Raw genomic sequence first — 13002 nt, 5'->3', positions numbered from 1 at the left:
GGGGCATGGTTTCCCGCGCTTCTTCTTCGCAGTCCGTGTCCGGTGACGATCTTTTGCCAGAGGCCGCCAACGAGCAAGGAGTATCGCCGGATCCAACGCCGGTAAATGAGCTGGAGTTTCTCGCAGAGTTTCGCGCCGCGCGTCCATTTCCCCTCGACGAGTTCCAGGTGCAGGCGTGTGCCGATATCGAACGCGGCCACGGTGTCCTGGTCTGCGCGCCGACGGGCTCAGGCAAAACCATCGTGGGCGAGTTCGCCGTTGCGCTCGCGCTGCGCCAGGGCACGAAGTGTTTCTACACCACGCCGATTAAGGCGCTCAGCAACCAGAAGTACCACGACCTCGTCGCCGAACACGGGGAGGATGCGGTCGGTCTACTCACCGGTGACACCTCTATTAACGGCGGCGCTGAAATCGTCGTGATGACCACCGAGGTGCTGCGCAACATGATCTACGCCAACTCCGGGCAGCTGCACCGCCTCTCACATGTGGTCATGGACGAAATCCACTACCTGGCGGACCGAGACCGCGGCGCGGTGTGGGAGGAAATCATCCTCAACCTCGATGAATCCGTCAGCCTGATCGGGCTTTCTGCCACGGTGTCGAATTCGGAGGAGTTCGGCGAGTGGCTCGATGCGGTGCGCGGAGACACCACCGTCGTTGTCTCGGAGCACCGACCGGTCCCGTTGAGCCAGTACATGATGGTCGGCCGCAAGGTCTTTCCGCTCTTCGAACCGGGTACCGGTGATGCGGGCGCAGGTGGGGCCGGCGGCAACGTCAACACCGCACTGTTGCGCGCCATCGAGCGCATCGAGGCGGGCTCTACCGACGAGGGCCGTGCAGACTTCGAATCAGGGCGCGGTTTTCGCTCGCGCACCAAGGGCCGCCGCAGCGGGCATACCCGAGGCCAGGACAAGGTCAAGCCGGTCGGCCGACCCCAGGTAGTGGCGGCCCTCGGCGGGCGCGACATGCTCCCGGCGATCGTGTTTATCTTCTCCCGCGCCGGCTGTGACGGGGCACTCTTCCAGTGCTTGCGCTCCCGTAAGGAGCTCACCACGCCCGAGGAGCAGGAAAAGGCCCGGGCGATTATCGACGCCGGCGTGGAAGGCATCCCCGACGAGGACCTCGACGTGCTTAACTTCCGCCAGCTGCGCACGGCCTGGCTGCGTGGTTACGCTGCCCACCACGCGGGCCTGCTGCCGGCCTTCAAGCACATCGTGGAGCAGCTGTTTGTCCGCGGACTGGTCAAGGTGGTGTTCGCCACCGAGACGCTTGCGCTTGGCATCAACATGCCCGCCCGCACCGTGGTGTTGGAGAAACTGGTGAAGTTTAATGGCGAGGCCCATGTCGACCTCACGCCGGGCCAGTACACCCAGCTCACAGGTCGGGCCGGGCGCCGTGGAATCGACCACATCGGCAACGCTGTGGTGCAGTGGGCTCCCGCGATGGATCCCCGCGAGGTCGCAGGGCTGGCCTCGACGCGTACCTATTCGCTCATTTCCCAGTTTCAGCCCGGCTACAACATGGCCATCAACATGCTGGGTATGAACGGCTACGAGGATTCCATCCGGCTGATCGAGCAATCCTTCGCGCAGTTCCAAACGAATCGATCCGTGGTGGGCGAGGTGCGCGATATCGACCGCTTGCGTTCGAAGGTGCGCCGCCAGCGCGAGAAGCTGCACGCGGATGTGGCGAAGTTTGCCCCACCTGGCGATGACCCGGCGGCGGATCTGGTGGAGTACCTGGGCCTGCGCCGCGATCTCAGCGTGGCGGAGAAGGAGGCGCGTCGCCACGCGGTGGAGAACCGCCAGCAGGAAACCGAGACGATTCTCGGCCGGCTCCAGGTGGGCGAGGTCATCGCGCTGCCGGGAAAGAAGAAGCCGGAGTTAGCCGCCGTTGTTCAGGTCGCCGGAAAGCGCCGCGACCCGCGGCCGTGGGTGACCACCGAGCGCGGCTGGTCGGGACGTATCGACGCCGCGTCCTTCCGCAACCCGCCGGTGGTCGTGGGCAAGATCAAGGTGCCGCGGCACGTCCAGGACCAGCCGCGTAAGCACACGCGCAAGGTGATCAGCCAGCTTCACAGCGGCAACCTGCACGCACCACGCAAGCTGCGGGAGAAGGCGCGGGTTCGCCCGACGAAGAAGATCACGGCGCTACGAGAGGCGATCCGCACCCACCCGGTTCACTCCTGGCCGGCGCACGACCGCGAGCTTCTCGCCCGTGTGGGCGAAGAGCTTGTCCGGGATGAGCGCAAGCTTGCGGCACTTACACACAGCGTGGACCGCTCCACCGATTCGCTCGGCCGCACCTTCGAGCGCATTATCGGCCTGCTCACGGAGCTGGACTACGTGGAGCTACGCGAGGGTGAGCCGTCGGTGAGCGAAGAGGGCGAGCGCCTAGCCCGCATCCATAACGTCTCGGATCTCTTGGTCGCCCAGTGCCTCAAGCGCGGTATTTGGGACGACCTCGACCCCGCCGAGCTTGCCGGTGTGGCCTCCATGGTCGTCTTTGAAAACCGGAAGGCGACGCACGGCGCGCCAGAAGCTGCGACCGAGGACATGGCCGAGGCAATGGGAGAGACCATGCGCGTCTACGGCGAGCTCACTTCCGATGAGCAGCGCCACCAGCTGCCGGTGACCCGCATGCCCGACCCCGCCTTCGCGCTTTCGCTGCATCAGTGGACCGCAGGAGCCCCGCTTGGCTACGCGCTCGCTGCGGCCGCCGAGTGCGGCGCAGAGCTGACCCCCGGCGACTTCGTGCGCTGGTGCCGACAGGTCATCGACTTGCTCGAACAGGTAAAGAAGACCGGCTACAGCGATAGCATCCGCGATTCGGCAAACAAGGCCATCGACGCTATTCGACGCGGCGTGGTCGCCCTGGGCAACTAGGCCAGCGCCTCGCGTACCTCGTCGGTCAGCAGCGAGATCGTCGCGAGCCGCAGGTTGGTGCGGAAAGGGTCGAGGATCAGCGACTGGATGCCGATGAGGTGGGCGTCGACAAGCACTGGGCCCCCGGAATCCCCCTTCACTGCTGGCTGCGCATTGACGACGATACCGGCCGGGCGCACGAAGGTTCGCAGGTTGCGTGAAAAGGCCAGCGGGAGCGTGAGCAGAAACCTTCCGCTGCGCGCCGCTGGTGTGTTCGCTCCACCGCCGAAGCCGAAGGTGACGGTGCGTTCCAGCGGGCGCGGAGCCGGGCCGAGCTTGGGGAAGGGGCCGGCAACGTTGGTGTTGACGCGCAGTAGCGCGATGTCGGTGCCGCCGAAACGCTGCACTGCTCGCGCGCGGTAGCGCCTGCTGCCTACGCGCACTGTGATCGTTCCGGGGCGGGACTCGTCTCCTGGCCGCAAGAAGTGCGCGCAGGTCAGCACGGTGTCGTCAGCGACGAAAATGCCGGAACAGTAGCGCTCGCCCACGGAGCACCGGGCAAGCAGCTCAGGGTAGGAAGGCGGTGTCACGCGATAAAGTGTATCGCCCTAGGATTGGCAGCATGACGCGTATAGACCAGACCACATTTGCACACCGTCGGCAGCGCGCGGCCAAGCTCGTCGCCGAGCACGCGCTCGGCGGGCTTGTCGTCGGCACCGGGGCGGAATTCGCCTATCTCACCGGCAGCTGGTCGTCCTCGCACGAGCGGTTGACGGCACTGGCGATCGCGGCAGACGGGCGTGCGGTGCTCGTGGCACCGCTGACCGACATCGGGAGCTTGGGCGTGCCGGAAGACAGCGGGGTAGAGGTGCGCGGCTGGCAGGACGGGCAGGACCCGTACGCGCTCGCAGCGGAGGCGCTCGACGCTGAAAAGCCCGTGGCGCTGGGCAGCTCGCTGACTGCCGACCACGTCTTCGCGCTGCAGGCACTCCTGCCGCACACCTGCCTGGCCACGGACACGCTTGCAGCGCTGTTCATGGCGAAGGAGGAGGCAGAACTGGCCGAACTCGCGCGTGCGGGCGCCGCGATCGACCGGGTACACGCACGCGTGCCCGAGCTGTTGGTTGCCGGGCGCACGGAGGCTGAGGTGGCCGAGGAGCTCGACCGCTTGATCATGGATGAGCACGAGGCCGTCGACTTCGTCATCGTCGGATCTGGCGAAAACGGCGCCAACCCGCACCACGACTATTCCGAGCGTGTCTTGTCCCGCGGCGATGTGGTGGTGGTCGACCTAGGTGGGACCTTGGATACCGGCTATCACTCAGACTGCACCCGCACCTACGTCGTCGGCGGCGATCCGGGGGAGGCGGACTCGGAGGTGCTCCGCGCCTACGAGGTGCTCTTCCGCGCGCATCAGGCTGCGGTGACCGCGGCCCGACCTGGGATCACCGCAGGCGAACTCGACGCCGTCGCACGCGGCGTCATCGAGCAGGCTGGCTACGGTGAGTACTTCACCCACCGACTTGGACACGGCATTGGCCTCGCCGGCCACGAGGCGCCCTTCATCATTTCCGGCAACGACACTGCGCTGCAGGCGGGGATTGCCTTTTCCATCGAGCCGGGCATTTACATCCCTGGCAAGTGGGGGATGCGCTTGGAAGACATTGTCTACCTGGACGACGACGGCGCTGTGACGCTGAATAACGTCGCTCGCGAGCTGCGTTAATACCGTGGATACTCGGCACGGTGAGAATTCGGGAACGATCCTCGTCCTCGGCGGAACGAGCGATATTGGCACCGCTGTCGCCGAGCGCATATGCGTCGGCCGGCGGGTGGTGTTGGCGATGCGGTCCCCACAGCGCCCCGACGCCGCCGCGGTGTGCGCGCGGCTTGAGGCAGCAGGTGCCGCCCAGGTCGAGACGCGACGCTTCGAGGCCACCGACCTCGACTCGCATCGCGCGCTTGTGGAAGACGTGCAGCGTGGGGGAGAGATCACTACCGCGATCGTCGCCTTCGGCATTTTGGGGGATCACGCTCGCGCCATTCGCGACGAGGCGGAAGCGGTACGCATCGGCAGCGTGGATTACCTCGCGCAGATCTGTGCGCTGACTGTGCTGACGAACGTGATGACGCGCGGAGAGATCTTCGCCTTTTCCTCCATCGCTGGATGGCGGGCACGCCGCGCAAACTACGTCTACGGCTCAACCAAGGCGGGCCTCGACGCGTTCTGCCAGGGCCTGGCCGACCAGCTGCACGGTTCACCACTGCGACTGATTACCGCCCGGCCGGGCTTTGTCATCGGGTCAATGACAGCGGGGATGAAGCCGGCGGTGATGTCCGTGACCCCGGAGGACGTCGCCGACGCGGTCGTGGACGCAGCACGCGCGGGGCGCAGCCGCACCGTCTGGATCCCACGCCGCTTGGCGCTGCTTGCCGCGATCATGCGTGTAGTCCCGCGCCCGGTCTGGCGTCGCATGCCACGTTGAGGTGACTGTGGGGACGTACTCGGCAGCGCTGCGCGCTGCGCTCGGGCTGGCGGCCGACACGGTGCGCGGTGCTCGCCGCGAGGAACCGGAGCACACGCAGGCCGCCTGGGTGATAGGGCGCAGTGCGGGCGCCTTGCTCGAAGCCCGCGAGATCAAGGCCGTGGGGTTGACGCACCGAGTGAACCCCGCGGAGGCGTGGCACATCGACTATGTCACTGCCGATGCCTCCGGCCGCACTCTTGCAGCCACCGGGGCAGTGTTTCGCTCCCGCTCGACTTGGCGCGGCACGGGCCCGCGCCCCACCATCGCTTTTGCGCCGTCTACCCAGGGGGTGGCAACGCGTTGCGACCCGTCCTATTCCTGCACCGTCGGCCTCGCACCCCGGCTTTCCCCGTTCGATCTGATTGCAGCGTATGAGCAGCCCGCCATCGCGCTCATGCTCGCCCGCGGCGCGAACGTCGTGCTCACCGACTACCCCCGCGATCCGACCGACAATGTGCAGTTGTACTGCGACCACGTCGCCGCCGCCCAGTCGCTTATCGACGCCACCCGCGCCGCCACCAGCCTTTCCCTCGGCACCGACGCCCTCGGCCTCTGGGGCTTTTCCCAAGGCGGCGGGGCAGTCGGTGCGTGGCTCGAACGCCCCGAGTACGCGCCCGAGCTCCAGCCCTTGGCGGCGGTATGCGGTGCGCCGCCCGCCGCGTTGATCCCGATGCTCGATCACGTCGATGGCGCCCTGCCGTCGATAGTGATCCTCTATGCTGTCGCGGGGCTTATCGCGCATCATCCGCGTATTGCGGAGGAGCTTGTCCCGCATTTGAGCCCAGCCGGGGCTGCGGCGATCGTCGATAACGCGCAGGTGTGCGCCGTGGGCGCTGCACTGCGCCGCCCGTGGGCGCACACCACCGCCTGGACGCGGGAAGGGATCGGTATGGCTGAGCTACTCGATGCGCTCCCGTACACCGCCGAAGTGCTTGAGCGGCAAGCGCTCGGGCAGCGGCGGCCCCTGCGCATCCCGTTGCGGCTCTGGGCTTCGCTTCACGACGACATCGTCCCGTATGCGTTGGTCCACACGCTCGCCGAACAGTGGGGAGTGCCGCTTGCGACCCGTCGTCTCCTGCGTCTGCCGGGGCGGACCGGGCTGAACCATTACGGTCCGTATTTCCAGCACCTCGCCGGAGATGTTGAATGGCTGCTGCGCCAACTCGGCGGGTAGTCTGGCCGCATGCCGCTGTTTATTTTCGCCTACTTTTTCATTGAGGCTCTCGCATTCTATGGGGTTGCCAAACTCATCGGTGTGGGCTGGGCCATCTTCGCCATCTTCGCGCTGATGTTTCTCGGCGGGGCATTGGCGAGCCTGAACCTGCGGGGCACGCTCACGCAAGCGGCCCAGGGGCGCGGTTCCCTCGGCCGCATTGCCGGCGACTCCGCACTGCTGATGACGGGCTGGTTGCTGAGTATCATTCCGGGCTTTGTCACCTCCGCGTGTGGGCTGCTGCTGGTATTCGGCCCAACCCGCGCGCTCCTGCGCCGCGTGATCACCAACCGGGCGATGCGCAGTATGGAGCAGTTCAGCGTGCGCGTCTACAACGCCTCGCCGCTGTCGCAGTTCCAAACCAGTTATGGCAATTTCGGTCCCGCCGCAGCCAAAGGGCAGCCTTCGACCGATGCGTCCCATGAGGTGATTGACGCGGACGAGCTCGAAGAGATGTTCCGCAAGGATGCTGAGCAAGGCAAACGCACAGGCGAGGATGACACTGGCCCCGACAACGGGCGGGGAGCGCAGTAGGTGAGTCACGTGTGGACTACAGCGCTGCGTTGCCTTTTCGCCGCGGGTTCCGGCGCGCTGGTTTTCCTTTCCTATGAGCCCTTCGGTTATTGGGCGCTGGCGGTGCTTGCGATGGCGCTCTTCTTCGCCGCGCTCGCGCCTTGGCCAACACACCCTGTAGCTGCGCGCCCAAGCGCGCGAGCGGGAGCGTGCCTGGGGTTGCTGCAGGCGCTCGTGTGCTACCTGCTCTTATTGCCGTGGATTGGCGAGTTCGTCGGCGCGATGCCGTACTTGGCGTTGGCGTGCTTTCTCTCCTTGTACGGACTGCTCACAGGCGCGGCGGGCGTGTGGGTCGCCCGCCAGCGCTGGGGCTTCGCCGCCTTCGCGTTGGTGTACCTCGCAGTAGAGTTTGCCCGCTCTTCCTTTCCTTTCGGCGGCTTTGCGTGGGTGCGGCTGGCTTGGGGCCAGATCAATGGGCCGCTGGCCAACCTTGCGGCATACGGCGGGCCGGCGCTCGTGACCGTGGCGGCGGTGGTCACCGGAGCGAGCCTTGCCGCCATCGTGCTGTACCGCGGCCGCGCCCGGGTAGTCGCCGGTCTCTGCGCGCTTCTACCGTTGGCGCTCGGGGCCCTTGCGGGTGTGGGGGTGTCCGCTGACGGGGGCGCTACCGGCACCGTGCGCGCGGCCGCGATTCAAGGCAACGTGCCGCGAATGGGGCTCGACTTTAACGCGCAGCGCCGCGCGGTGTTGCAGAACCACGTGGATGAAACCGAGCGCCTCGCGGCAGAAGAGGGGCCTGTCGACCTGGTCATCTGGCCGGAGAACGCCTCAGATGTCAACCCCTTCGTCGACCCCGAGGCCGGTACCTTGGTCACGCGGGCCGCCCGAGCGGCGGGTGCTCCGCTCTTGGTCGGCACGCTGACTCGCGACGACGTCGGGGCCCGCAACACCATGGTGGTGATCAACCCGGACGGCAGCGTCGGGGAGCGGCACAATAAACGCTTCCTGCAGCCGTTTGGCGAGTACATGCCAATGCGCGACTTCTTCCGCAACTTCTCCGAACTCGTAGATCTCGCGGGCGATTTCAAACCGGGCGATGGCCCGGGAGTGGTGCGCATGGGCGAGACTCTCGTGGGCATCGCCACGTGCTACGAGGTCGCCGAGGATCCGGCCTACCGCATGGCCGTGAAAAACGGGGCGCAGCTGCTCGCGACCCCTACCAACAACGCCACGTTCGGGTTTACCGACATGACCTATCAACAATTGGCCATGAGCCGCATGCGCGCCATCGAGACCGACCGCGCCGTCGTGGTGGCGGCCACCTCCGGCGTCTCAGCCATCGTGCGCGCGGATGGGACGGTCGAGCAACAGACCGAGATCTTCACCCCAGCGCATTTGACCTCTACGCTTCCGCTGAAGACTGGGCAGACGCTCGCGGTTCGCATCGGTGCGTGGCTGGAGTGGCTCATGGTGCTTGCCGGTGCGCTTGCCGCCATCGGTGCGTTGGCCGCCACGCGGCGCGAGTATGCTGCAAGGAGTGAATCGCGCGCCTTGGTTGCGCCGGACGCGCAGGCGTCGGGAAGCAAAGCAGGGCAAAAGAGCTAACAACCGTTCATTCAAGGAGTAACCGTTTATGGCGAACTCAACGTTGGTCATCATCCCCACCTATAACGAGCTGGAGAACCTTCCGCTGATCACGGGTCGCGTGCTCGAGGCGAACCCGGCTGTTGACCTGCTGATCGTGGACGACAATTCGCCGGACGGCACCGGTGAGAAGGCCGACGAGCTCGCCGCTTTGCACCCCGAGATCAACGTACTGCACCGCGCGGGGAAGGAAGGCCTGCTCGCGGCGTACCGCGCTGGGTTCCGTTGGGGCCTCGAAAAGGACTACGAGGTGCTGTGCCAGATGGATGCGGACGGCTCGCACGCGCCCGAAGAGCTGGGCCGTTTGCTCGGGGCGATTGCCGACGGTGCGGATCTGGTCATCGGGTCTCGCTATGTCGAAGGCGGCGAGGTAAAGAACTGGCCAAAGAATCGCTACCTGCTCTCCAAGCTGGGCAACCAGTATATTTCGGTGGCTTTGGGCTGCGATATCGCCGATATGACTGCCGGGTACCGCGCCTTTCGTCGGGAAGTGCTCGAGGCTATTGACCTGGATGCGCTATCGAATAAGGGCTACATCTTCCAGGTGGATTTGGCGCACAAGGTCATCGAGGCCGGCTTCGACGTCCGCGAGGTACCCATTACCTTCGAGGACCGCACGCTGGGCGAGTCGAAGCTGGATGCTAGCTTCGCCGGTGCTTCGTTGGTCGAGGTGACGAAGTGGGGCGTGGACAAGCGCGGCTCGCAGATCACCGAGATGGCGAAGGAGCTGGGCAAGATTACTCAATATGAATTCAGTAACTCGAAGCTCTCACGACTGGGTGCCAAGCTTGACGGCGCACCAGAAAACGCAGTCAACATGCTCTCCGAAGGCTTCAAGCTGGGCAAATACGAGCTGAGCAACACCTCGTTGCCGAAGTTGCCAAAGCAGCTGTCTGCCGCATTCTCGCAGGCAGAGGACATGGTGCGCGAGGGCGTCAACCTTGCGCGTTACGAGCTGCGCAACAAGCGCCGCTAGTGCCTCATAGTTCAAGGCCCGGCCCGCAATGCCTGCGGTCCGGGCCTTGAAGCGTGTGTGGCCTACTTGTTTTCCTGCTGCTCCTTGGCCAGGCGGGCTGCGGCGCGGCGGCGCTTGCGTAGGTGCTCGAGACGCTCCTCCAGGAGCACGTCGAGTTCCTCGAGGCTGCGGCGTTCGCGCAGCATATCCCAGTGGGTGCGCGGCGGCTTCGTCGGCTTAGATTCCACACCTTCGCCCTCCATGAGGGTGCCCAGCTGGCCGTTCTTGCACATCCATTCTTCGGGGATTTCCGCATCGTCTGCGAAGGGAACCTCGTACACCGTCCCGTCCGGGGTCCGGTACTTTGCCATCTGGCGCGGGGCCAGGTCGTGGTCCCGATCGGTCTCGTAGCTTACGGCACCCATGCGGCTTCCTCGGAGCACGCGATCAGCCATGCTATATCCATCCCTTCAATTTCGTGCGGTGCGGCACTTATGCACCCGGACTCGCCGTACTTGCGCGCGCCCGGTGACGTTGCAAAGTCAACGCCTTAGTATAACGACTCCGCGTCGGCTTTTGTTCCCGGAGCCACCTTTAGCGGTAGTCAGCACAGGAGAGGTGGGGTGGGGTTGGCCCGATGTACTAGGCTTACCGTGTGGCAAGCATTGACGACGTAGCAGCATCGGTGCCCGAACAATCGCCCCACGTTGCCCGGAGAGATCGCACCCCTCCCGTGTGTGCCTGGTGCGGCGGCCCGTTGCCGGAGCAAAAGGGGAGAGGTCGGCGTCGGAAATTCTGCAGCCCGTCGTGCAAGCAGCGCGCATACGAGCAGCGAAATGCCGTGACGGGGACGAAGATACCGGACAATGCGGTGATCCTCAGCCCAGAAAAGGTGTCTGACCTGCGCGATCAACTGTACCAGTTGCGGTGCGCGGCAGAAGACGTCCGCACAGCTGCGGCCGAGGGCGCGACGCCAGAGGAATTACGTCACCTTTGTGACGAAATGGTGAGCTTGGCTCAACACATCGAGAGGTTAAGGTAGCAAGCATGCAATCTAGGAATCTGCCCACACCCGAGGACGTTGCAGCGGCAAAGCGCAAGCGGACGATCCTCATCGTTGTTGTCTCCGTTGTCCTGGTCATCCTTCTCGCAATTGCGTTGGTACCGCTGGCTCTCAGTGGTTTGTTTAGCAACGGGGTCAAGACCGAGGGCATCGACGAGTCGCGCCTGAAGGCCGCGGAGACTGGCGTCGATGGCGAGTGGTCTGTAACGAAACGCCCGGGGGCAAATAGCACCTCGGCCGGTTTTACGTTCTCCGAGGTGCTCCCGGGCCAGCGGAAGGTTACCTCTGCGTCAACAGAGGGCGTGACCGGCAACGTCACCATCGAGGCAGGCACGCTGACGGCCGGCGAGATCACCGTAGACCTGAGCAACCTCACGAGCGATAGCGACGTCCGAGATGCCAATGTGCGGCGCAAACTCCTGCACACCGACACGTACCCGGAGGCAACCTTCCGCGTGACCGAGCCTGCCGACGTCTCGCAGCTTCCGGGGGACGGCTCGGTCGGCACAGTCGAGCTCACCGGCGAGATGACCATCCATGGCGAAACCAATCCGGTCACGCACGTGTTCATCGCGGCGCGCTCCGGATCCTCGCTGTACGTCGCTGGCGATGTGCCGATCAACCGCCTGAACTACGGCGTCGAATCGCCAGAGTTCGTCGCGGCCACAATCAACGAGGAGGGCGAAGTCAACGTCCGCCTGCACCTAACCAAGGACTAGGCCTATATTGCGTCACGTGACGCAATATATCACCACATATGTCCGATAATGTACATTATGTCAACTCACGCGTGCGCCATCGCTTCCCGACGCCACACTCACCACCCCTACCGTCGTCCACGACGGTGCCGCGCCGTGAGTGTCACGTGCGCGAGATCAATGAGCCCAAGCTCCGCGAGCGCCTGGCGCAGCGCCAGCTGCCACACCCAGAGCCTCCGGAACACCGGGTCGAAGCCATCGGCCGCAGCGTCGCGCAGATGCGTCTCAAACGTCGCCCGCTGCAGCGCCAAGGAACGTGCCAGATGGTCTGGCGCGTGCGAAGAACCAATCATGCGCAACGGCGTCTTCCGATCCACGAGCTTCGCCAGTTCCTCTGGCGTTGCGTAACTCAGCCCCGGCCACACATACGCGCGCAGCGAGGTCAGCGCCGCAGACGCGCTCGCGCCCGCGCCCTTTTGCGTCATCTTTTCAGTGCCGAGGATCGTCTGCACCACGATCCGGCCGCCGGGCGCGACCGCCTTACATAACCGTGTCAGGTACTCCGCCTTGTCCGGCGACGACAATGTCTCGAGATACTCGAAAGAGACGGCCGCATCGAAATCGCGTCCAAGCGGCTTCACGTTTGGATTCGCCGCGCGAACGTGCCCGTGCGCCCCAGCGAACGTGAGCTGCTCACGCAACGCCGCCGCGGTCGCCTCGTCCACCGTCACGCATTCTGTCTCCGCGTTGCGTGCCGCGGTCGCTAGCGTGACTGCAGGCCCCGCAGCTGGGTACTCGAGAATCCGCCAGCGCTCACGCACGCCGGCCTCGTCGACGACCATATCCACCGAACGTGCCTGCGCGTCGGCGAGATCTGCCCGCGTCGTGGCGTCGTCAAGCGGGGCCCCGAACTCCGTTCGATCCACGAAGTGCGTCGCGGGCTCCCCGCCCCGGCCCGCGCGAGGCACCCACGACTTGATACGCACGCGCTCACGCGTTGGCACCCCCGTAGCGAAGTGCCCCTGGAAAGGGCTCACGCCATCCCCCGCATAATGCTGGACGAGTGATGGCGGAATCTGGCCGGCATTGCCGTGCTGCGGCGGCGCCACACGCAACGTCGGTGGCGTATACCCTGCCTGGATCAGCCCGCGCAGGACGCGAACCAGACGGTCAGAATCTGGGGTGTGCCACTCTCCTGCCATATAGCTCTCCGCGAGCCCAACCCAGCCACTGACGGCGATCCGGTCGAAGACTTCCACGTAATCAATACTCAGGTCCGGGCCTTCGCCATCGTGGGGTTCGAGGTGCAGCTTCGCCTTCGCGCACGTCGCGGCGAAATGCGCTTCGGCGCGCCCTGCCCTGAAAGCAAGGAACCGGCCAGTGGGCGCGCTGGCCACGGCTGGCCACGTTGCCGCGTCGATAGGCGCCAGGTGCTCCGGAAATCGCTGAGAGTTAGCCACCCGCACAATGCTAGTCGTCAGATTTGCTCGCGGTCGGTGCCACGACGGGACCCCTCACTGGTGG

General features: G+C 65.3%; 12 protein-coding genes. 9 read left to right on the top strand and 3 right to left on the bottom strand.

Features of this window, described 5'->3' with window-relative positions:
* Positions 1-5 precede the first annotated feature (5 nt).
* Positions 6-2885 carry an RNA helicase gene (locus tag M3G14_RS05790; protein WP_259925405.1) on the top strand — a complete coding sequence of 960 codons (2880 nt, stop codon included), beginning with the start codon at positions 6-8 and terminating at the stop codon, positions 2883-2885.
* On the opposite strand, the gene M3G14_RS05785 is transcribed toward M3G14_RS05790, so the two are convergent.
* Positions 2882-3454 carry a serine protease gene (locus M3G14_RS05785; RefSeq protein ID WP_259925403.1) on the bottom strand — a complete coding sequence of 191 codons (573 nt, stop codon included), beginning with the start codon at positions 3452-3454 and terminating at the stop codon, positions 2882-2884. The two genes, M3G14_RS05790 and M3G14_RS05785, sit on opposite strands and share 4 nt — an antisense overlap.
* A 32-nt stretch (positions 3455-3486) precedes the next feature.
* Here M3G14_RS05785 and M3G14_RS05780 point away from each other — a divergent pair, with 32 nt between their 5' ends.
* From M3G14_RS05780 to M3G14_RS05755, 6 genes are read left to right on the top strand one after another with little or no spacing between them, the layout of a single operon-like run.
* Positions 3487-4590, top strand: coding sequence for a Xaa-Pro peptidase family protein (locus M3G14_RS05780; RefSeq protein ID WP_259925401.1), 1104 nt, complete (start codon positions 3487-3489; stop codon positions 4588-4590).
* A gap of 4 nt (positions 4591-4594) precedes the next feature.
* The gene (locus M3G14_RS05775; protein WP_259925396.1) at positions 4595-5350 is read left to right on the top strand and encodes an SDR family NAD(P)-dependent oxidoreductase; all 756 of its coding nucleotides are present in this window, start codon (positions 4595-4597) and stop codon (positions 5348-5350) included.
* 7 nt (positions 5351-5357) lie between these two features.
* Positions 5358-6566: a lipase family protein gene (locus tag M3G14_RS05770; protein WP_259925394.1), complete on the top strand. Its 1209-nt coding sequence runs from the start codon at positions 5358-5360 to the stop codon at positions 6564-6566.
* A gap of 9 nt (positions 6567-6575) precedes the next feature.
* Entirely contained in the window at positions 6576-7139 is a 564-nt protein-coding gene (locus M3G14_RS05765; RefSeq protein WP_259925393.1) for an FxsA family protein, read from the top strand.
* Positions 7140-7148: 9 nt separating this feature from the next.
* Entirely contained in the window at positions 7149-8723 is a 1575-nt protein-coding gene (gene lnt, locus M3G14_RS05760) for an apolipoprotein N-acyltransferase (RefSeq protein ID WP_259925392.1), read from the top strand.
* 28 nt (positions 8724-8751) lie between these two features.
* Entirely contained in the window at positions 8752-9738 is a 987-nt protein-coding gene (locus M3G14_RS05755) for a polyprenol monophosphomannose synthase (RefSeq protein ID WP_259925390.1), read from the top strand.
* A gap of 62 nt (positions 9739-9800) precedes the next feature.
* Here the strand turns inward: M3G14_RS05755 and M3G14_RS05750 are convergent, their stop codons facing one another.
* Positions 9801-10172 carry an RNA polymerase-binding protein RbpA gene (locus M3G14_RS05750; RefSeq protein WP_259925389.1) on the bottom strand — a complete coding sequence of 124 codons (372 nt, stop codon included), beginning with the start codon at positions 10170-10172 and terminating at the stop codon, positions 9801-9803.
* A gap of 230 nt (positions 10173-10402) precedes the next feature.
* On the opposite strand from M3G14_RS05750, the gene M3G14_RS05745 reads away from it, so the two are divergent.
* Both M3G14_RS05745 and M3G14_RS05740 read left to right on the top strand, forming a co-directional pair.
* Positions 10403-10759 carry a hypothetical protein gene (locus M3G14_RS05745; protein WP_396122199.1) on the top strand — a complete coding sequence of 119 codons (357 nt, stop codon included), beginning with the start codon at positions 10403-10405 and terminating at the stop codon, positions 10757-10759.
* 5 nt (positions 10760-10764) lie between these two features.
* Positions 10765-11499 (top strand): YceI family protein, encoded by a 735-nt coding sequence (locus M3G14_RS05740; RefSeq protein WP_259925387.1) that lies wholly within the window; start codon positions 10765-10767, stop codon positions 11497-11499.
* 107 nt (positions 11500-11606) lie between these two features.
* On the opposite strand, the gene M3G14_RS05735 is transcribed toward M3G14_RS05740, so the two are convergent.
* Complete coding sequence (locus M3G14_RS05735) at positions 11607-12938, bottom strand: cyclopropane-fatty-acyl-phospholipid synthase family protein (protein ID WP_259925385.1); 1332 nt, start codon at positions 12936-12938, stop codon at positions 11607-11609.
* Between the last annotated feature and the right edge of the window lie 64 nt (positions 12939-13002).

Origin of the sequence: Corynebacterium sp. p3-SID1056 (assembly GCF_025152525.1) — a bacterium.
Taxonomy (GTDB): domain Bacteria; phylum Actinomycetota; class Actinomycetes; order Mycobacteriales; family Mycobacteriaceae; genus Corynebacterium.
The sequence above is the reverse complement of the archived record's forward strand: the minus strand, read 5'-3'. Positions and strand labels throughout refer to the sequence as shown.